This is a genomic window from Candidatus Sysuiplasma acidicola (assembly GCA_019721035.1).
Taxonomy (GTDB): domain Archaea; phylum Thermoplasmatota; class Thermoplasmata; order Sysuiplasmatales; family Sysuiplasmataceae; genus Sysuiplasma; species Sysuiplasma acidicola.
In genome coordinates this window covers 121,550-141,684 of sequence record JAHEAA010000001.1, presented here as the reverse complement: position 1 = coordinate 141,684, position 20,135 = coordinate 121,550, and the positions used below count along the sequence as shown (strand labels likewise).

The window sequence follows — 20,135 nt, the reverse complement described above, 5'->3', positions numbered from 1 at the left end:
CCGTGTTCTGTTCGGACGCCGTCGAAGGTCAGTTGAATCCCTCCTTTCTGAGTATCGAGAGCATGTCCTCCAGCGGTGCATCCGTTCCGGTCCAGAGATTGAATGATTCGGCAGCCTGTTTCGCAAGTATTTCGGCACCGCCAATGTAGCGGCATGACTGATCTTCGGCCAGCAGTCGGTATGGCGTCTTCTTCTTCGAATAGACAAAATCCATTACTGTACCGAACGTGCACGAAGCCACTCCTTCCGGTAATCCGCCCTGTCTGCCATCCATTCCAACCGGTGTGGCATTGATGACAATATCATAACTGCTGCCGGCTACGAATGTACCGTTCTCTATTCCCATCGAAAGGGCCATCGCTCTGCTCCGCGCAGCATTCCTGGAAATGACAGTGAGATCAGAATGGTTCAGCGCCGCGACGGCGGATCTCGCTGCACCGCCAGATCCTATCACAAGAGCACGGCGGTGTGGCAGGCTTCCGATAAGCTGCCTGACTGCGGCGTAATCGGTGTTGTAACCGCGCATACGTTCTCCGTCTATGACAACAGTGTTGATCGCGCCGATCCTGCTGGCCTGTACATCTATTTCTGACATCAGCGCCATCGCATCTGTTTTGTACGGCATGGTTATGTTGACGCCTCTTACGCCTGCGGCCCTGGCGCAACGGAAGAAAGGCTCCAGCTCTTCCCTGCTTCCGATGGATAGCGCTACGTACCTGCCGCGGATCCTGTTCCTTGCAAGCGCATAATTCTGTATAAGTGGTGACGGGCTGTGCGACACATCTGCCCCTATCAGCACGTTAACCAGACCGTTGTGCATTTCAAGCAAATCTGAAAAGACCGGCTGGCCGTCAGCAGTCCGTTCCTCATCTGAAAGGGAAGCATAGGTCCATGGCGCCCCGTTCCTCAGCGAAGCGAGCCTGGTCAGCAGCCCTGCAGGGCCGGTCGAAAAAGCCATCACCCTGTGCGGCTCACTGACTGCTTCAGGCGTCGCAAGAATAGACGCTTCGGCAAAATTTCCAAGTGTGCCGACACACTTTGCAATTGCGCCGGATTCCAATTCCGTCCGCACGATTGCATTCAGTTCATCGCTTGATCTCAACGGTCCGTGATGGGACACGACTAGCTTTGACCGCATCCGTTCGGGAAATTTGACGCGACCCGCGTCTTCCATTTCCATGTCCACATATTCGAACGACGAGAACAGCTCCGGGGCGTCGGCCCTCTCCACGAGCTTCAGCGAACGTCCCTTGAGCGTCGCAATCTTGATTGCGCCGACTGCGGAGAGTTTCCTAAGCGACTCGGGGGACGGGTCCCTCAACGAGTCGATCCTGTACTCTAACATGCCTGCGCCTGCAGCGACGGCCCTCGATGCTTTGGCGATCATCTCGTCCGGCGTCGGGCCCTTCAGCGCAACACATATCATCGGTTGTTACCTCTCCACAATCGTTTCCGAGATGCTCATGCCGAAGTGACGTGCTCCTTCCTGGACGTGCACAAGAACGCGATCGCCCTTCTTGAGCTCCGTGGCTGGAATCGGCTCCCCCTCGGTGCACAGATTCACTGTTTCGGCATTCTGCAGCAGGATGCTGCATTCTTTTCCCCTCACTGTTGCTTCGATCAGTATGAGCGGTCTTCTTTCTATCTTGACCCTGCCGACAGTAACATTCCGGACCCTTCCGTCAATGCGCACCGCCGGTACTTCTGTTCCGGCCCTGAGCTCGGAGAGATATCCGGTCTTTCCGCCCTGCAGGAGCAGATAGGAATGAACGGGTCCGGCATTGACCCTGAACGGCCTTGCGTTAACGTACTTTGCCTTCAGTGTTTCAGAATGTATCAGGAACAGCACGCCTGACTGCGAGCCGACGAGCATCCCTTCCCCTTCCTCAAGCATGGAGCATGTATCAACGCATACCCTGTCACCCATGCCTGCTTGCCTCACAGACAAAATCTCAGCACTCTCAAGAGGACACGGAGGAGTTACTGCGCTCAGTATTTCAGCAAAACCAGACAGTTCCTGCCTGGATGAAACAGACGCGAGTATTCCGTCGACACCGACCTCCAGTGTATTGAGAAAGAGAAGGGCTTCCTCCTTTGTGCGCGCAACTGCGACGAGTGTTATGCCTCTGTTCGCACAGAGTGCGATGAGATTCTCCAGTGGAATGACTTTCCAGTCCCTTGCGTCCACCACAAGATAGCCAGGGCGGAGTTCCGACTCCGCTGGCATATCCCTTTCTGAACTTATGCTGATGAAGGTGCCGATCCTGTTTCCGTCGGCAGTCAGCTCGTTACCGCTGATGTGAAGGGCGTGGAAGCGTGCTCCTTTTGCCAGTGCCTCGTCGCCGCTTTCCACGACAATATCGGTGAAACCGAGTTCGACTGCATCCATTACAAATCTCTGCCGTTCCTTCCCGTGCAGATGATCCGCCCTTATCCATATGAATTTTGAAGCGGCCAACGTTATCCCAGCAGCTTGATTGCCTCGTCCGGTTCGGCACCGTTGAATATGATGGATGCGAGGGCACCTGTCATCGCAGTCGGATCCCTGTGCTGCCATATGTTCCTGCCAATGGATATGCCTCTGGCTCCGGCATTCATTGCACCTTTCACCATCTTCAGCACCTCAATATCAGAATCGAGCTTCGGTCCGCCTGCAATCAGAAGAGGTGCGGGGCATCCCCTGACAACCTCCCTGAAGGTTTCCTCTGACCCGGTGTAATTCACTTTCACTACGTCTGCCCCGAGTTCTGCACCCACTCGTGCAACATGCTTGAGGTGTTCGACATCATATGGATCTTTGATGTCCTTTCCGCGGGGGTACATCATTGCTAGCAGGGGCATTCCCCAGTTCCTGCACTTTCGCACGACTTCGCCTGCATCTGCAAGCATCACGTCATCCCCCTCTGCACCAACATTGACATGAAGGGAAATCGCGTCCGCTCCCAGCTGTATTCCTTCCTCGACATCAGTGACAATCACCTTTGTGTTTGGCGACGGCGAAAGTTTCGTGCTCGCCGATATATGAATGATCAGACCCACGTCCTTTCCGTACCCGCGGTGGCCGTATGCCACGAGGCCTTTGTGTATCACGATCGCCGTTGCGCCACCGTGCGAAACTTTATCAATGGTCTCCCTTATATCGGTTATGCCCGAGAGCGGACCCTCCGAAATACCATGGTCCATCGGAACAACCAGCGCGAAGGAAGTCTTCCTGTCAAATATGCGCTCTAACCTGATTTGCTTCCCTATCATTGTTAACCCGTAACATGGTGCTAACCTGACAACATATTTATACATTGTTGTATAGATGTATACAATGAAATACATGTGGGAAGAAATTGTCAGAGAATTCGGTCTCTTTCCCAGCCAGTCGAAGGTTGCGAGGGCCATGCTGCGTCTCGGGCTGAGCGTGAAGGAGAAGAAAATTTACTGCGGGGACATAAGACTCAGCGATGTTGCCGTAGCGAGAGCACTCGGTGTAGACCGAAGAGTCGTGCGTGCGACTGCAGAAACAATACACTCGAATGGCGAACTTTCGAAATTCTTCAGCTTCCTCCGGCCCTTGGCGAATCTCAAGGACGCGGCTCCTCAGCTGGGGTGGAGCACTATTGAGATTTCGACAGCCAATGCGGATCAGCCGGGCATACTGGCGGATGTTTCGAGAATCATTGCGGATGCAGGCATAAGCATAAGACAGGCAATTGTGGAGGACCCTGATTTCACGGAACATCCGAAGCTTTATGTTGTCACTGCCTCGGAAGTACCGGCGGATCTAATACCTCTCCTGAAGAGAGCAAAAGGCGTCAGCGAACTCACGCTGAGATAATGTATTCAGCGTCAGCTGCGCATAAGCAGAAGACGCTCATAGGCCTGACGGACAAATGAAGGATTTATGTCATAACCTATGCCGTTTCTTCCGAGCATGGCCGAAGCTGCCAGCGTAGTGCCGGAACCGGCGAACGGGTCAAGAACAGTTTCGCCGACGTAGCTGTAGGCCTTCACGAGTCTGGACGGCAGTTCGATTGAAAACGGCGCAACATGCTTGCGGCCCGTCCCGCTGCGTTCGGGGTTCATAAGCCATACGTCACTCTTTTTCAATGCTATCCAGAAATCCTTGTCCAGTATCGATTTCTCCTTTTCAGCGCTGCCGACATGCGAATATTTCCTGTACCCTCTGGGCGCGGGTTTCTCAAATTCCAGGATAAACTCGTGTGCGTTGTTGATGAGTATGCCGCCGGGATAGGGGTATGTGCCGAAATGGGCCCTCACGGAGTTGGTCTTCTGCCAGACAATGTCCCGCCTGAAGACAAAGCCAACCGCTTCGCACAAATCTATGCTCTTACCCGCAAGATTCAGCGTCCTGAAACTTCCACCGGTACGCAGGGGAAGATTCATGATATTGAGAAAGAATTTTCTTCCCGGCTGTAGCACACGGAATACCTCAGCCCAGACCATTCCGATCCGGAAGAGCCATTCGTCAAGATCGTGAACATTGCCCAGATCCCCGTCCACCGTCCCCTCTCCTGAATACATCTTTGTGTCAAAGTAGGGCGGAGACGTTATCGCAAGATTCACACTTCCGTCCGCAATCTTAGACATTGCCCGTGAATCTGACGCGATTATCCGCTGCAGAGTACCCTTCACTCTGAGCGAATAACTTCTGCGCATGCGCGTTCTGTTTGATGTCTCGTTGCCTTTTGGATGCTGCAGCTCGGACGTGTCGAACGCTTCAACGTCCGTGATATTGAATCTGTGCTGGCCGCTAGCCGACCTCGAGCTGAGGAGCGTTCCGTTTCTTACGGAGCGATATATGACATCGAGGCCAATGCCCAGCATATCTGATACTTCGCCAGCAGAAAGATATGTTCTAGCGCTGTAATCGCCTGGGCTGCTGACACTGCCGCCCTTGCGTTGACAAGATGTGCCGGAAGGTATCCGCTCCGCGTCTTTTGACCGCTCGTTCACTTTCAAAACCTCCCTATACCGCGCCGTCACGGACAAGCGGGATTATCCCTTGAGGCATCGCGCCAGTCTTCCCACACCACTCCGTTACGACGAGGTACTTCGGAAGTTATCAGTCATGTCGCTTATAAAGGCGAGCGACAAACAGAAAACAAGGCCCGAATACTATCGTGGCAACAGGGCAGGGCTTGCCCGAATTCACGCGAGTAGAGAGAATGCAAGAACGGACGGGACTCTTGAGTCCCTCAAGGATCCCTCGGGGCTGTTCCTGTCGAAGCACGAACTGCCAAGGTTTCTTCGGCAGGAAGCCACCGAATTACGTGGAGGATGCCTAATTCGCATCTGGACCTCACTTGCACTGTCAGTGAGTTGTGACTGCATTGTTTGTCCAGGCAGACGCTGAGAGCGCCGAATGCACGCTCACAGGATCGGGAAAGAGTGACGAAGGGCTGAAATCCGAAACTCCGGACACGCTCGTCATTCCGCCCCGCGGATATCCACCGTAATGCCTTATCAGAAGAGGTGAAAGGAGCATCGGAATGAGCCACGTGCAGTTGAATACCGATGCAAGAGGATTGAACATGGCTATGCCAGTCACTAGCACGATCTCAAAGGTCATGGAATATTTTGAGAGACGGAATATCTCCCTCATGGTCAGCGGAGCCTCGCTTTTCGGCGTAACAGGTATCGTGCGCAGACCCGTGCTCAGGTATGCAAGCATGCTCTTGAATTCGTAGGGAAAAGAGATTGCGGAAACAGCTGAGCTGAGATATCGTGCACGGAGGTACACTGGATAGCGGATGCCGCACCTCAGCCTGACAAGTATGTTAGGTATCGCGGAAAAAATGCTCACTACGAGCAGGTAACGCAGCACAGGCACGGACCAGAAAGTGCCTAGCGGATTCGACAGGAAAGCGCTGAGAAATGCGGCCGTTCCGGCATCGGTAGATGTGAAACCATAAACTGTGAGTATCATGCCAATGGGAAGGAGCATCGTGGTGAAATGACCGAGCGGCGTCTGAAGAAGCAGGAACTTACGATCGGCGCTGAGTGTTGAATTCAGAGAAAGATCGAAGAATTCCATTGATCCCCTTGTCCATTTGTTCTGCCGCTTGATGAAACCGCGCACATTTTCGGGCATTGCCTCATAGGTGTGGAGAGGAACGAAGCGACAGTGCCATCCATTCTCGGCAAGTCTTACCGCTGTCGCGAAGTCCTCTGACACGTACCCTTCTACGAAACCACCTATTTCCCTCAGAGAGCTCATCCTCACCATCACGTTGTGACCGTAGCAGAAGACAGCATCAAGCTCATTGGCAAGCTGCTCTTCCCACACGAACTGACCTATCCTGGACATGGGCGCAAGCGTCCTGACAAATTCCGTGTCAAGATTCCAGATGTTGATCAGCCCCTGAAAGACGGCGACATTGCTGTTTGCTCCGTGTTCGGCATACTTCAGCGCTTCGGATACCCAGTCAGGAGGGAGATAGGAATCGGCATCAAACAGGACCATGTAATCATACGAAGAACCGTACTCTCTGAACCAGTTGTTGATGGCTCCGGCCTTGAATCCCTGTCTCTTTTCTCTCCTGATGACCCTGTACCCCATTGAGGAGGAAATCGAATCGACTGTTGATCGGGCTTCGTTATTTGTTGAGTCGTCCAGAACAAACACGTCGCATGGATAGGACTGGCGGATAGCGCCTAGACACTCGGGCACGACGTCGTTCATCGTGGCGTAGAGCAGAGCGACTCTCCTGTTCGCCGGAGCCGCATCAAGACTCTTTAACGGTCTGTAACGCGAGGTCAGGGCGATTATCTGCCTCGCCAATCCGTAAGACGTGCCTATGAAAATGAACGTCAGAACGAAGAACAGCGCTGCGGAATAGATGTGATTCCACTTGACGACGAAGACGCCGAGGCCGATTTCAAGTGCCGAAAATATAGCTAAGACCGTGGCGTAGAAACGTCTCTTCACGAGCGAAATGCCCGGTTGTGACTTTTCACGGGCTCGAACCTGTTCACCGATAGTCTGAGTCGACACGTCTCCCGCGCTCAAAACATCTTCCTCACAAGGGCTTACGGTGATAGGCCCGTATATGAACTTATTTTGACAAGCGTAGAATATGCAAAGCCGGATTCAAGCACGGCGTTTCTTCATTTCAGGAATGCAGAAAAAGCGATGTTCGCAGCGTCGAGGTAGTTCACACCGGCAGATGATAAGGATGTCGGAATGAACAACGCCGGTCATTCTTCAGAGACGTTCGATGCCAGGCGTACCGTTGATGCCGAATTCTATAGCCTCAGAGATTGCGCGGGCACCGGATATGGTCGTTGCCAGCGGAATATTGATTTCTACCGCAAGCCTGCGCATCATTGCGCCGTCCCTGACACTGCCCGAACTCACCCTGGGCGTATTGACGATGAATGAAACATCCCCGGATCTCATCAGACCAAGCGCATCCGGCTTCATGTTTTCGGATATCCTGTATGCCCGCGTTGCATGAATGCCCCTTTCCCTGAGAAACTCCTGAGTGCCGCGGGTTGCATAGATGTCAAAACCCAGATCCCTGAGTTTTTGCGCTATGGGCAGCAGCGGTTCTTTGTCCTCATCCCTGACGGTAAAGTATACGGCCCCCTCGCGCGGCAGGTGCATACCTGCTGCAGTGAATCCCTTCCAGTAGGCCTCCGCGTATGTCCTGCCCAGTCCCATGACTTCGCCCGTGCTCTTCATCTCCGGTCCGAGCACGCTGTCCACTCCCCTGAGCTTCATGAACGGAAAGACGGAGACCTTGACTGCAACACGATCCGATTTCTTTCCGATAAGGTCGAATTCATCAAGCTTGTGCCCCAGAATGACTTTTGTCGCGATCTTGGAAAGCGGTATGCCCGTGGCCTTTGAAACGAACGGAACAGTCCTGCTGCCGCGCGGGTTGGCCTCGAGCACAGATACCTTTCCTTGTCTCACCGCGAACTGGTAGTTGGCCAGCCCCTTCACATGCAGCGCCGAAGTCAGCAGGTGTGACTGACGCTCTATTTCTGCGATCTCATCAGGCGAGAGCGTGTGCGGCGGCAGAACCATCGTTGCGTCTCCGGAGTGCACGCCAGCCTGTTCAACATGCTCAAGAATTCCGGCAACGAATGTGTCCCTGCCGTCGGAAACAACATCGACGTCCACTTCGATGGCATTGGAGAGATAACGTTCTATGAGCAGAGGCGATTTTCCTGTAACGCTGACGCCTTCGAGATACGATGCGAGCTGATCGTCATCGTGCACAATCTCCATGCCTCTGCCGCCGATTATATGCGAAGGCCTGAGTATGAGCGGATAACCCAGCGACTGTGCGGAGCTCATCACATCATCCTTCGACGAAGCAGAGACGGATTCAGGCTGTTCGAGACCAAGGCGGCGTACAAAGTCGGAGAACAATTTTCTGTTTCCCGCCAGCGTAAGGGACTCAGGTGGTGTGCCGAGTATACGCGCCCTTTCATCGCCCTGAAGCGCCATAGCCGCGTTGAGGGCTGTCTGTCCGCCGAACTGCGTCATAATGCCGTACGGCTTTTCCCTCGTCACAACATCCATGATATCCTGATGTGTCAGCGGTTCGAAGTAGAGCCTGGAACTCAGGTCGAAGTCGGTGGAAACCGTCTCCGGATTGTTGTTTATTATCACCGCATCGTATCCCTCTTCCCTCGTGGATATAGCGGCGTGAACGCAGCAGTAGTCGAACTCGATTCCCTGCCCTATCCTTATCGGACCTCCGCCGATAATCAGTACAGACTTCCGTTCTCCGCGATCGATCTCATCCTCGCCAACCGTTGTGCTGTAATAATAAGGCGTTTCGGCCAGGAATTCAGAGGCGCATGTGTCGACCATCCGGAAGCTCTTCCTGCTACCGACGGTCACACCCGAAATCCGCCTGATGTAGTCGATGCTGAAACCTGTTCTCAGCGCCTCTTCCGCGGCGCCGGCCGAGCCACTGGAAAGAGAGCGTTCGATGTCCACAAGGCGTTTGAGCTTCTCAAGAAAGAAATAATGCCAGTGACACGCAGCGTGTATGGTCTCCACAGGCGTCGAGCGTTTCAGCGCTTCAATGATGCAGTATATCCTCCTGTCGGTCGGAACCCTTATTTCCTCTATCAGCTGTTCATCGGTCCAGCCCGACACCTCCCCGGTGTCCAGGTCCAGCAGACCAAGTTCGAGAGAGCGCAGCGCCTTCAGGAGTGCCTCCTCAACTGTCCTTCCGATCGCCATCGTCTCTCCAGTGCTCTTCATCTGTGTGCCTATCTTCCTGTCGGCCATTCTGAACTTGTCAAACGGCCATCTGGGTATCTTGACAACGACATAATCAAGCGAGGGTTCGAATGCCGCCTTCGTCCGTTTTGTTATTGCGTTTTCGATCTCGTCAAGATGAAGACCGAGCGATATCTTGGCAGCAACTCTCGCTATTGGATAACCCGTTGCCTTGGATGCAAGAGCGGAACTTCTTGAGACCCTTGGATTCACCTCAACTACGCGTAATTCTCTTGTCCGGGGATGAACAGCAAACTGCACATTGCAGGCACCCTCTATGCCAAGAACGTTGGCAATCCTGATGGCTGATGAGCGAAGCATCTGATGCTCTCTGTCGCTCAGCGTCTGCGCGGGAGCAATGACTATGCTTTCGCCGGTGTGCACCCCCATCGGATCGAGATTCTCCATGCTGCAGACTATTATGCAGTTGCCCGCGGCGTCCCTGACAACCTCATATTCATATTCCTCCCAGTCAAGTATGCTCTCCTCAATAATCACCTGGCCGATCCTTGAACTCGCCAGTCCGGTGCCCACGACATATTCCAGCTCCTTTTCAGATCTCACTATGCCACTGCCCGTTCCACCCAGAGTGTAAGCAGATCTGATCATCACCGGATAGCCGCCCAGTTTCTCCACAAAAAGTTTTGAATCCTTCAGCGAAGTGCATGTAAAACTCTTTGCCACCGGAAGACCGGCGTCGGTCATCGTCTCCCTGAACAGCTCGCGGTCCTCGGCCGCTTTTATCGCATGTTCATTGGACCCGAGGAGACGCACGCCGAGTCTAGCAAGAATCCCCTTCTCCGAAAGTTCGGAGCACAGGTTGAGTGCGGTCTGCCCTCCCATCCCGCTGAATATGCCGTCAATGTGCTCTAATTCAATAATCTTCTCGATTGTCTCCGCCGTCATGGGTTCTATGTAAACGGTGTCTGCAATCTCCCTGTCACTCTGTATCGTTGCAGGATTGGAGTTCAGAAGCACAACATGGAATCCCTCCTCTCTGGCAGCCTTGCAAGCCTGGCTTCCCGAGAAGTCGAAATTCGGCGGCCTGGCCGATAACTATCGGGCCAGAGCCAATGACCAGCACTTTTTTCATCTTTCTGTCTGCTGGAATATCATCACCTCCTCCCGTCTTCGACGAGTTTCCTGAAGTGTTCATATACAAACGCAGTGTCCTGCGGTCCCGGTCCTCCCTCCGGGTGATATTGTGTTGTGATGAGCTTCCCGGATTCGTGTTCAAGACCCTCGAGGGTACTGTCATTAAGGCTCCACTGGACGGGATTCAGAGGCGTCCTGTCAAGCGAGTCAGGAAGAACGGAAAAACCGTGATTATGCGAAGTTATGTAAACCCGCTCACCGAGCCTTACAGGATGGTTTATGCCTCTGTGACCGAACTTCAGTTTGAATGTTTTGGCGCCGAACGCAAGAGAAATGATCTGGTGACCAAGACAGACGCCAAGAACGGGCAGTTCTTCGGCCGCCTTCCTTACGACCGGCAGGGACTTCTGTGCAATATCCGGATGGGCCGGATCTCCGGGTCCGCTGGAGAGCACGAGACCCTCCGGCTCCACGGACATTATGTCATCGAGCGATGATGAATACGGAAGAATGTGCACGGTAAACCGCGCCATCAGGTCCCGTATCAGATTCCGTTTGATGCCGAAGTCCAGCACTGCAATGTTCTTTCCTTTACCAAGAGGTCCGATCATGCTGCGCGTACTAACCTCTGAAACCAGATTCTCTTCCCATGTGTTCCTGAGACGCGACAGTTCCGAGACCCTTGCATCGAGGTCGACCTCCGACGGCGGCAACGGTATTATCAGGCCTTTCATCGTCCCTTTCTGTCTCACGCGTCTGACAATGCTCCTTGTTTCGGCAACCTCAATGCCCGGAAGTTCGGACTTCACCAGAAGTTTCTCAAGCGGGGAATCGCGGCCGTTCATTACAGATGTGTTTTCGGACACAACTATGCCGCGTACCTGAGCCGTAGAGGACTGCAGGTCATCCTCGTTGAAACTGTAATTGCCAATCAGCGGATAAGTGAATACAAGTATCTGCCCGCGATATGAAGGATCTGACATGGACTCCTCATACCCCGTCATGGACGTAGTGAAAACAACTTCGCCATAGGATTCCTTTCGGAAACCAAACAGCCTGCCTCCAAAAAAAGTTCCATCCTCGAGCAGCAGAGTAGCGTCGGTTTTCAATTGGACTACCTCTGAAGCATCAACATCCTGTACTTAATTCTTTTCGGGCAGTCTTTGCCAAAGAGCGACGAAAAGATGGAACGAAAGGTCGACGGTGTCATGTCCGCTCCGCTTGCTGCAAAAAAAGAGTCTGCGATCCGGGCGTCGCAGGTAATAGAGCAATATCGCAGTTCGAAGCTTGTACAAGAATGTCCTTATATGGGAAAGAAAATCGAACTATGCGATATTGATATGAATAAGAGTTCGAAAATAGTTGCTGCAGTCATCGTTGCACTGCTCGCGGTGGGCGGAACTGCCTACTACGTGTTCGGCAGCGGAGGCAGCCTGAACATACAGGTGAAGGATCCACTGCCTTCGGGCTGGAGTGCGCTGTACATCAACGTCAGTTCTGTGTCGATACACAACTCAACAGGCGGAAGCGGCGGCGGATATTTGAAAAGCTTTTCGACACCTGTTTCTGTCAACCTGGCAAATGCGACCAGTAAATCTTTGTTCCTCACGAGCCTGAAACTGCCGAACGGACACTATCAGATGATCAGGCTGACCATCACAGGAGCCTATGGAGTGTACAGCGGCAAAACATACAAGATATCGCTTGTGAGCTCCTCAGTCGACGTTGCGGGTCAGTTCACGATATCGTCCGGCTCGACGACAACGGTGACACTTGACTTCAACAGCACCCAGGCTGTGCACGGAGATCCGGCTTCCGGCTTCACGATGACACCGGTTGTGGCTGAAACAGTTGGCTGAATACCGGCAAGCGGCGGATCCAGCAAACCTCTTAACTTACCATATTTTCAGAAGCTGAAAACGTTGTGTGCGGTCGCGATTCGTTCATTGCTCGTCCGTCTGTGCCATGCGCGTACTCTTCTTTCTTTTCCTGGAGGACACCTTGATCGATTTCATTTCCTTCACCATTCTCTCGAGCTTGGAGAGAAGGTCCTGAACGGTGCGCATCGGATCCCATTCAAATGACTTAGCTACAAAGAGTCTGTCAGCAGTCTGCAGTTTTCCGCTCAATGAATACTTAATCTTGCCGAACTCGCTGCCGTACTCGTGGACATGAATATATAGCGAAACAGGACGGGAAATGTTCTCAATCCTTTTCATGCTCTTACCAATCTCACCATACATTGTATCGAGTATTTCGCTGTCTGATACGCCGGTTATCTGCACATATACCGATTCGCGTATCTGGAGCGACGCCACCAGCTGAGCAATATCATACTTCGTGATCACGCCGACAGGCATACCATTTTCGAGCACCGGGATAGAGCCTGTGTCCTCGGAAGACATCATGCGGAACACCTTCTCCATACTGTCTTCGCGTGAGAGCGAAGGGAAGTCCTTTCTGGCTATGCTGCCTACGGTTATTTCCACCGGGTTTGCCCGTCCGGCAATTTCACCTACCGTTTCCCTGGATCTGCCGTTGACGACCAGTGATGCGAGGTCAGATATCAGCAGCATCGACGTTATCCTGCCAGAGTCGTTGATCACAGGCACTGCCCGTATACCCGTTGACCTCAACGTCTCAAATGCCTTGTCGACGTAATCATTTTCGTGCAGCGTGATTGCACCGGGACTCATCACTTCTTCTACCTTTATGCCTCGCAGTTCCTTTACTCCGGACACAAGGCGTATCAGCGCGGTTCTGTCAGCTACGCCCGCAAGTCTGCCGTCCTCTACGACTGGTATCTGCCTGAAACCCGTGTTGATGATCGCATGGGCGAGGTCGAAGACGTTGCTCCACGGATGCAGTTCCGGAGGCTTGGTTATAAGCGAGCGCACCTTGGTAGCAGGTGGTATGTTCTTCCTTTTAACCACAGTCTTCAGGGAGATTATGCCCATGACTTCCTTCCTGTCAATTACTGGTATTTCGTCGAGGTCGAGTTCAACCATCCTGGATATAACATTCCTGACCTCGTCCTCCGGCGACGCAAAGAGGATCGGCCATTTTGACTGAGGCCTGCCCACGGACAGTTTTCCGAGTTTTCCCGCAATAATGCTGACATTTGTCATTGATGCAAAAAGGCCTTCATTCATCGCTTTCACCGTTAACTATTTCTTCCTCATTCACAGCAACCACATCCCCGAGCTTCTCTATGTTCTCTCCCGCCATAAGCCGCGATATAACTGTTTCAACAGATGCTTCAGGCACCCTGATCTGTTTCCTGGTGTCCCTGTCCCTGACGGTAACAGTCCCGTTGGTTTTCCATTCATTGTCCAGCGTTATGCAGTAAGGTGTTCCGGCTTCATCCATGCGTGCATACCTTCTGCCGATTGAAGAGGCATCATCATAGTAAGATTCCAAGCCGCAGTTCTTCAGTCTGGCATACAGAGCCATGGCGCCTTCTTCTAGCCGTGCGTCGGAAATTAACGGTAGCACCGCAGCTTTCACCGGCGCAATAGCGGCGGGCAGATGAAGAACAGTATTTCCCTTCGAGTCATCGAATGTGTGTTCGAGCAGCGCAAAGAAGAGTCTGTCGAGTCCGCTGGCCGGCTCAATGACATGCGGCACTATCCTTCTGCCCGAGACTTTTTCCTCCCGCTCCTCAATGCTGTAGCAAGTGCTGGAAACACTGACGCTTCTGTCTCCGAGTTCAACCTGTATGCTCTCACGGCCCCTGACAGCGGCCACATCCATTGCCTCGAGCTTTTCCGCTATGGCGCCGGCATCCTTCCTGAAAAGAGGACCCAGTTTTGCCCTGTCGGCTTTCACCCTGATGTTCCGTTTCGTGTGGACGCTGCCATCCTTTCGGAAATGGCTCAATTCCGCTCCTGAAGTTGAAGAATGGGATTTAAGGTCGTAGTCGCCCCTGTCCGCAATACCGGTAACCTCGGTCCACCCGCTGCTGAGCAGCGCCTCCAGATCCCAGCAGTCAAGGGCGTAATGCGCCAGCTCGTCCTTCCGGTGCTGCCTGAACCGCAGACGCTCCGGGTCCAGCCCGATAGCAGTGGCAAAGTTGAATGTGACGTTCATGAAATAGGCTTGCGCATCGCTCAGAACGAGTCCACGGTTCACAGCTTCCCTGAATGATAAGCTGAATGTTTTTCCCTCCCTGGAAAGAAACTGTACCTTCCTCTTTGTTACCGGTCCCGTGGAGTGCCACTTCTTCTCCTCAGGATCGAGGAATATCTCCGCTTCCATGATATTGAATTCCCTCAAACGCAGGAGTCCCTGCCTTGGGGATATTTCATTTCTGAAGGCCTTGCCTGTCTGAAGCACACCGAACGGGAGCTTCTCCCTGTAAAAACGGCTGAGATTCTGGAAATTGATGAATATTCCCTGGGGCGTTTCCGGACGGAGATATGCGCTCCTGCCGTTCGAAGGTCCTATGTGAGTCTCGAACATAAGGTTGAAATGCACCGGCTCGGTGAAATCCGCCGCACCGCACCGCGGGCACTTCACTTTCTTGGATTGAATCATCTCCATCAATGCGCCGGACGACGGTGCCTCGACATCCGCACTGACCAGATGGTCTGCCCTGAAAGTATCGTGACAGACTTTGCACTCGACCATTACGTCGGAAAACGACTTGAGATGACCCGAGGCACGAAATACCGCTTCCGGATTTATGCAGGGCGTGTCTATTTCGAAAAAACCTTCTGCCTTGTAAAAACGTCGCCATACTTCCTTTATGTTTTCACGCAGTAGAAGACCGAGCGGACCATAATCGTAGAAACCCGCCTGGCCGCCATATATCTCGAACGACGGCCACACGAATCCCCTGCGCTTCAGCATTGAAGATAGTTTATCGGTGGTGCCGGCGGTCACGGTCTTGCTTATCATGCTGTTCCGGTTTCAATAGTCGTGGCGAAGTTATCAATGTTTTCCTTGCTGGTACAGAATGTCGGCGACAGTATCAATGAACTCCGGAAACGGTTTTTAAGCAACGTCCTGTTCATATACTGACGCAATGACTCTGAGAATCCTGAGAGTGGAACTTGACCTGGATACCATCAAACCGCTGGATAAGCTGCTCTTCAGGTTCTTCATAAACAACGAGAGCATAGAGGTGATGCAGACACTTTTCGCATCGGAGAAGACAATGGTGGAAATGGTTAAGATCAGGAGATCGCTGAATTTCTACACGCCGGGCGATATAGCAATGAAGAGGGATGAACTTTCAAAAAAGTACGGACTGATAGACTTTGAGCTTCTGGAAGCCGATGAGACAAGCGGGACATACAGGGTGATAATCAAGCACAGAACTCCGCCTAAGCTTGCACCGCTCCTGAGGGACTTGGGGGACTCAGTATTTCTCGCTTCCCCGTTGAAGATAAAGAGCGGCAAGGCTCCGATGACGCTGTTCGTTGATGAGCAGAACATGCAGAAAGCGGTGGAAAGGCTGAAAGAGCAGCATGTAAAATTCAGCATTTCCTCCGTCGGGAGCGTCGCGGGCGGAAAGAAGAGAACGGGAGGCATGACTCCCGTGCAGCTTTCGCTGGTCAGAATGGCACACGCAATGGGATATTTCGAAGTTCCCAGAAAGGCAAACACGGAAGACGTTGCGAAGATGGCTGGAGTGACACCTCCGGCTGTCAGCAAGGCAATCAGGAGGGCTGAAAGGCTGCTCATTGAAAAGATGCTCGAGGAAATGACGACGTCATGACCGCATGAAATTCAGAAACTCATCCATTGTCCTCGGCGCCATGGTGTAATTGTTCTCCTTTTCATTTCCGATCGTAGAGGTGGGAGTCTTTCCGTAATCATGGCCGGGAAAAACAACCGTTTCGTCTGGAAGGGCACGTAGTTTAACAAGAAGGCTGGTGTACATATCCCGCGGACTGCTGTCTTCAAGGTCTACACGGCCGCACTCGCCAATGAACAACGTATCACCTGTGAAGAGCTTTCCGTCCACGAGATAGCAGCAGCTGTCGACGGTGTGTCCCGGTGTGTGCATCGCCCTGATCTCTGCGCCGCCCAGCCGAATCCCCTGACCGTCCTGAAGTGGTATGTCGATTTTGAGCGGAGAAACGCTGTCGGCGACAATCTTAGCGCCGGTAGCAGAGGCAAGATGCTCCGCTTCCTGGACGTGATCGAAATGATGGTGAGTCAGGAGCACATATCTCAACGAAAGATTTCGACTGTTGAGCTCTTTAGTGACGGCAGTAGTGTCGAATGAGGGATCAACGACGGCCGCTTCATGTGTTTCACTGTCCCATATGAGATAGGAAAAATTCAGCATTCTTCCGACTTTCAACTGAAGGACTTCAGTCATGAGCCGGAATACTGCAAAAGTGATACAAGGAACTTCTGATTCCAGTTAGGAGCGGTGCCTCATGTGGACAGATTCGAGTCACGGCGAACCTTAGCAGTATACGAAATCAAGCTCTCCTGTAACCGCTCCGCGAAATCAAGAACGGAATAGTCGTCGAAACGACGGCCGCTGACCATAAGACCGACGGGAAGATCGTCGATCGTTCCACCATTGATTGTTATGGATGGTGCGAGGGAAACATTGAAAAGTTCGGTTCTTCCCAGCAAAGCATCTCTGTAATCAAATTCCCTGCCTACGACGTCGGATATCTTTGGCGCTACCGTCGAGACCGTTGGTGAAAGCAAGACATCCACCACGGAAAATGTCTCTTCATATTCATTCTGTATATGTGCCATGGTCTGAAGGGCGCCGATATAATCCACGCCCCTAGTTTCGAGGCCGGAAAGCAGGACCTTTCTAACATCGGGAAAGTAGGCATCTGCCTTGCTTCCGAGCCATTTTCTATGGTAAGCTGCAGACTCCACTGCAGAAATGATCCTGCGTGCAGTTCTTCCCTTCTCCTCGAGTATCGGAAGTGATACCGTCTTCACTTCAAGCCTGGACAGTATACGTTCAAGATTTCCGAGCAGCAGGCGGGAAACCCTGTCGTCGCCGAACAGCATGAGGCCCACACGGGTCGCTTTCGCAGCGGGCCTCACAGATTTAAGTGCTGCATCCGGAACGACAGACTGGAAGACGTGTCTGATTGTTGAGACCTCACGTGCAATGATGCCCACAGAGTCAAGCGTTGTGCTCAGCGGTATGACACCCTCCGAAGGAATGAGACCGGTGGTGGGCTTCAATCCGGCAACACCGCACATGGCGGAAGGTATGCGCACAGAACCACCTGTATCTGTCCCGATGCCCACATCCACCATCCCTGCGGCCACGGCAACAGCAGAACCGCCGCTGGAACCGCCGCTTATCCTGTCGGTGTCAAGAGGGTTTCTGGCCGGTCCGAAAATCGAGGAGGTGTTTGTCGCACCAATGGCGAATTCATGATTGTTTGTCTTGCCTTCCACCGTGCCACCCTCTGATCTTATCCTTGCCACGATGAACGCATCTTTGTCAGGAACAAAATCCATCAGAATTCGAGAAGAAGCTGTGGTTCTGACTCCGCCCGTAAATATGTTGTCTTTCACAGCAAATGTTAATCCCGAAAGTCTTCCAGGAGACGTGGGCGCCATCCGAGTTCGCGTAACGAAAGCATTGTATTCATCGGCAGATTTCAGATATGATGTCAAGATAACATTACTCAATGCCATGAATCCCATGGCAGTAATGAAATTAACCGGCGGAAGGACAGCGCCCGCCCGGGGCACATAAGTACAGAAACAATGTCTTGACACGGTGGATTCGATGCACAACGCTCTCTACAACATCAGACGTTCGGGCATGATGGATATAGATGCACTGGAAGAAATTGAGAAAAAGTGCTTCCCTTACGGTAAATTCAGCCGATCTGTGCTCATCGGTTTCCTAAAGCATCCCTTTTCAGTCACGCTTGTTGCAGAGGACGGACAAATATTTGCGTCTGAAATAATAATGTTTCACAGAGACAGTATTGAGATAGCGTCTATTGCAGTATTGCCGGAAAGGCGAAGAATGGGTGTTGCGCGTTCGCTGCTCAGGGAGGCAGAAAAAATGGGCACGCTGAGAGGCGTTTCAAACATGACACTGCACGTTGATAAAGTCAACAATGGTGCTATCGGACTGTACACCTCCGAGGGATTCAGGATAGAAAACACTGTATCGGACTACTATGGTAACGGAAAAGACGCAAACTACATGGTAAAAGACCTTGCGCCCAATGGTTCGCGTGCAGCTGGACATGAACGGCAGTATCGTCGAAATTCGAAGGATATTGAGCCACGCGACTAAATTAAGCTTAAATATCGATTGGTTTATGAGCAGTTTCAGCCGGTCGTGCCTAAATGGAAGAATCACTTTGCAATGTCGAGTTTCTGAAGACCGATTCGAGTTACTTCGCAAGAGTTCAGAGTGAACTTGGCGGCATCCGCGAATACAAAAGCGGCAGCTTTGAAGAAGTTCTGGAACAGGTAATAATTGATTTGCAGGAAGAGTTTGAAAGCTGAATGCCATAGCCACTGAACTGTGCGATCAGCGCACTTTGACGCGATTCCTGAAATGGAAATTGGTCCGTTTCCCTAAATAGTGAAATATCACCATGTTATAACAAAATGAGAAGTAAAAAGGAGCGATAGCGTATGACTGACCATAACCCTGCTCAGTCTCGAATCAGTGGGCCAAACGACAGAGACGTGAAGGTACCGGGCAACAGCCGGGTGGCGATTGTCACAGGGGCGGGGAGAGGCCTCGGCCGGGCGATGGCACTTGGCCTGGCGCATGCGGGTATCCGGGTGGTAGCGACCGCGGCCCGCGAGGTTGCCGAAATCGAGGCGGTGGCGTCTGAGGCGAAAGAGGGCATGGTCTTTCCTGTCCTTGCAGATGTTACCCGTGAAACGGACACAGAACGCGTGGTTGCGGCGGCACTGCAACAATTCGGCAGACTGGACATCCTGGTCAATAATGCCGGCCGTGGCATGAAATATGTCAGCGAAACCTTCATGACCGAGCCGACACGCTTCTGGGACGTTGAGCCAGACACTTGGCGAATGATTGTAGATACCAACGTCACAGGCCCGTTCCTGATGGCCCGCGCTGTTGTGCCGCACATGGTGCGAGTGGGATGGGGGCGCGTCATCAACGTGTCGATTAACCGTTCTACGATGCACCGTACTGGTTTCTCACCCTATGGCCCGTCGAAAGCGGCGCTGGAATCCGAGACCATCATCTGGGCAGAGGATTTGCGCGGCACCGGGGTGACGGTCAACGCCCTGCTGCCCGGCGGCGCGGCGCTAACCGGTATGATCCCCGATGCTTTCCCGCAGAATGCCAGGAGTGCACTTCTGGACCCGGCAATCATGGTACAGCCGCTGCTCTGGCTGGTTTCGAACGAGACAGATGCGATTTCAGGCTTTCGTGTCATCGCCAATAAGTGGAATCGTGGCAACCCGGAGGCGGCAATCGAAAGCGCCGGCTGGGGCAGCGACAGGGCGGGTCGGCCAGTTACCTGACAGGCAACAGATAAACCTGAGGTGAATGTTGGCACACTCTGGCCGACTACGTTCATGTTGCAACTGTGGTTCTCCCAACCACCATCATCAACACATTACTATCGCGGAAGCCTCAGGAATAACAGTCCGAGTGAAGGTGGAAACAATGTCATAGTTATGTTCGAGTGGGTAGTTGTCCTGTCAGAGCATCGTTCAAAGAATGTACGTTGAAACTTTGAAAAAACGACACTGATGCTGAATTCAGGCACATTCGCAGAATAGATTCCAATGCTGGTTGTCAAGGTGGTCGAGATCGATGTTTGATAAAGGTTTGGGG

The 20,135-nt window shown here is 52.6% G+C and carries 16 protein-coding genes and 1 pseudogene; 6 read left to right on the top strand and 11 right to left on the bottom strand.

Annotation, left to right across the window (positions count from 1 at the left end; genetic code table 11):
- Window positions 1–28: 28 nt before the first annotated feature.
- The 3 genes from KIS30_00650 to KIS30_00640 are packed head-to-tail and all read right to left on the bottom strand — an operon-like array spanning window position 29 to window position 3,252.
- Window positions 29–1,426, bottom strand: a complete 1,398-nt coding sequence (locus KIS30_00650) for a type I 3-dehydroquinate dehydratase (protein MBX8645258.1) — start codon at window positions 1,424–1,426, stop codon at window positions 29–31.
- A gap of 6 nt (window positions 1,427–1,432) precedes the next feature.
- Window positions 1,433–2,458: a 3-dehydroquinate synthase II gene (locus tag KIS30_00645; GenBank protein MBX8645257.1), complete on the bottom strand. Its 1,026-nt coding sequence runs from the start codon at window positions 2,456–2,458 to the stop codon at window positions 1,433–1,435.
- A gap of 2 nt (window positions 2,459–2,460) precedes the next feature.
- A complete protein-coding gene (locus tag KIS30_00640) occupies window positions 2,461–3,252 on the bottom strand; it encodes a 2-amino-3,7-dideoxy-D-threo-hept-6-ulosonate synthase (GenBank protein ID MBX8645256.1) in 792 nt (263 codons plus the stop codon).
- Between the two features lie 64 nt (window positions 3,253–3,316).
- On the opposite strand from KIS30_00640, the gene KIS30_00635 reads away from it, so the two are divergent.
- Window positions 3,317–3,826, top strand: coding sequence for an ACT domain-containing protein (locus KIS30_00635; GenBank protein ID MBX8645255.1), 510 nt, complete (start codon window positions 3,317–3,319; stop codon window positions 3,824–3,826).
- Window positions 3,827–3,837: 11 nt separating this feature from the next.
- Here KIS30_00635 and KIS30_00630 read toward each other — a convergent pair whose 3' ends face one another.
- The 4 genes and pseudogenes from KIS30_00630 to carA form a co-directional block, all read right to left on the bottom strand.
- A complete protein-coding gene (locus tag KIS30_00630) occupies window positions 3,838–4,836 on the bottom strand; it encodes a site-specific DNA-methyltransferase (GenBank protein ID MBX8645254.1) in 999 nt (332 codons plus the stop codon).
- 487 nt (window positions 4,837–5,323) lie between these two features.
- Window positions 5,324–7,021 (bottom strand): glycosyltransferase, encoded by a 1,698-nt coding sequence (locus tag KIS30_00625; GenBank protein ID MBX8645253.1) that lies wholly within the window; start codon window positions 7,019–7,021, stop codon window positions 5,324–5,326.
- A 195-nt stretch (window positions 7,022–7,216) separates the two neighbouring features.
- Window positions 7,217–10,294, bottom strand: a pseudogene (gene carB, locus KIS30_00620) (carbamoyl-phosphate synthase large subunit).
- A gap of 77 nt (window positions 10,295–10,371) precedes the next feature.
- Complete coding sequence (gene carA / locus KIS30_00615; protein ID MBX8645252.1) at window positions 10,372–11,460, bottom strand: glutamine-hydrolyzing carbamoyl-phosphate synthase small subunit; 1,089 nt, start codon at window positions 11,458–11,460, stop codon at window positions 10,372–10,374.
- A 75-nt stretch (window positions 11,461–11,535) separates the two neighbouring features.
- On the opposite strand from carA, the gene KIS30_00610 reads away from it, so the two are divergent.
- Window positions 11,536–12,210, top strand: coding sequence for a DUF4382 domain-containing protein (locus tag KIS30_00610; protein ID MBX8645251.1), 675 nt, complete (start codon window positions 11,536–11,538; stop codon window positions 12,208–12,210).
- Window positions 12,211–12,294: 84 nt separating this feature from the next.
- Here the strand turns inward: KIS30_00610 and KIS30_00605 are convergent, their stop codons facing one another.
- Entirely contained in the window at window positions 12,295–13,503 is a 1,209-nt protein-coding gene (locus KIS30_00605; GenBank protein MBX8645250.1) for a CBS domain-containing protein, read from the bottom strand.
- Window positions 13,496–15,250 carry a glycine--tRNA ligase gene (gene glyS, locus KIS30_00600; protein MBX8645249.1) on the bottom strand — a complete coding sequence of 585 codons (1,755 nt, stop codon included), beginning with the start codon at window positions 15,248–15,250 and terminating at the stop codon, window positions 13,496–13,498. Before glyS ends, KIS30_00605 begins: the two co-directional genes overlap by 8 nt.
- Window positions 15,251–15,377: 127 nt before the next feature.
- Here glyS and KIS30_00595 point away from each other — a divergent pair, with 127 nt between their 5' ends.
- Window positions 15,378–16,073, top strand: a complete 696-nt coding sequence (locus tag KIS30_00595; protein MBX8645248.1) for a helix-turn-helix domain-containing protein — start codon at window positions 15,378–15,380, stop codon at window positions 16,071–16,073.
- On the opposite strand, the gene KIS30_00590 is transcribed toward KIS30_00595, so the two are convergent.
- On the bottom strand, window positions 16,068–16,682 hold the full coding sequence (locus tag KIS30_00590) for an MBL fold metallo-hydrolase (GenBank protein MBX8645247.1): 615 nt from the start codon (window positions 16,680–16,682) through the stop codon (window positions 16,068–16,070). The two genes, KIS30_00595 and KIS30_00590, sit on opposite strands and share 6 nt — an antisense overlap.
- 59 nt (window positions 16,683–16,741) lie before the next feature.
- Complete coding sequence (locus KIS30_00585) at window positions 16,742–17,986, bottom strand: amidase (GenBank protein MBX8645246.1); 1,245 nt, start codon at window positions 17,984–17,986, stop codon at window positions 16,742–16,744.
- Between the two features lie 94 nt (window positions 17,987–18,080).
- On the opposite strand from KIS30_00585, the gene KIS30_00580 reads away from it, so the two are divergent.
- The 3 genes from KIS30_00580 (at window position 18,081) to KIS30_00570 (ending at window position 19,819) form a co-directional block, all read left to right on the top strand.
- A complete protein-coding gene (locus tag KIS30_00580; GenBank protein ID MBX8645245.1) occupies window positions 18,081–18,602 on the top strand; it encodes a GNAT family N-acetyltransferase in 522 nt (173 codons plus the stop codon).
- A gap of 53 nt (window positions 18,603–18,655) precedes the next feature.
- A complete protein-coding gene (locus tag KIS30_00575) occupies window positions 18,656–18,817 on the top strand; it encodes a hypothetical protein (protein MBX8645244.1) in 162 nt (53 codons plus the stop codon).
- Window positions 18,818–18,949: 132 nt separating this feature from the next.
- Window positions 18,950–19,819, top strand: coding sequence for an SDR family oxidoreductase (locus KIS30_00570; GenBank protein ID MBX8645243.1), 870 nt, complete (start codon window positions 18,950–18,952; stop codon window positions 19,817–19,819).
- Window positions 19,820–20,135: the final 316 nt, after the last annotated feature.

Bases quoted from the DNA above. Each gene is read 5' to 3' on its own strand.
- KIS30_00650 (MBX8645258.1), bottom strand. From the start codon at position 1,426: ATGATATGTGTTGCGCTGAAGGGCCCGACGCCGGACGAGATGATCGCC.
- KIS30_00640 (MBX8645256.1), bottom strand. From the start codon at position 3,252: ATGATAGGGAAGCAAATCAGGTTAGAGCGCATATTTGACAGGAAGACT.
- KIS30_00635 (MBX8645255.1), top strand. From the start codon at position 3,317: ATGAAATACATGTGGGAAGAAATTGTCAGAGAATTCGGTCTCTTTCCC.
- KIS30_00630 (MBX8645254.1), bottom strand. From the start codon at position 4,836: ATGCTGGGCATTGGCCTCGATGTCATATATCGCTCCGTAAGAAACGGA.
- KIS30_00610 (MBX8645251.1), top strand. From the start codon at position 11,536: ATGGAACGAAAGGTCGACGGTGTCATGTCCGCTCCGCTTGCTGCAAAA.
- KIS30_00605 (MBX8645250.1), bottom strand. From the start codon at position 13,503: ATGAATGAAGGCCTTTTTGCATCAATGACAAATGTCAGCATTATTGCG.
- glyS (MBX8645249.1), bottom strand. From the start codon at position 15,250: ATGATAAGCAAGACCGTGACCGCCGGCACCACCGATAAACTATCTTCA.
- KIS30_00595 (MBX8645248.1), top strand. From the start codon at position 15,378: ATGACTCTGAGAATCCTGAGAGTGGAACTTGACCTGGATACCATCAAA.
- KIS30_00590 (MBX8645247.1), bottom strand. From the start codon at position 16,682: ATGACTGAAGTCCTTCAGTTGAAAGTCGGAAGAATGCTGAATTTTTCC.
- KIS30_00585 (MBX8645246.1), bottom strand. From the start codon at position 17,986: ATGGCATTGAGTAATGTTATCTTGACATCATATCTGAAATCTGCCGAT.
- KIS30_00580 (MBX8645245.1), top strand. From the start codon at position 18,081: ATGCACAACGCTCTCTACAACATCAGACGTTCGGGCATGATGGATATA.
- KIS30_00575 (MBX8645244.1), top strand. From the start codon at position 18,656: ATGGAAGAATCACTTTGCAATGTCGAGTTTCTGAAGACCGATTCGAGT.
- KIS30_00570 (MBX8645243.1), top strand. From the start codon at position 18,950: ATGACTGACCATAACCCTGCTCAGTCTCGAATCAGTGGGCCAAACGAC.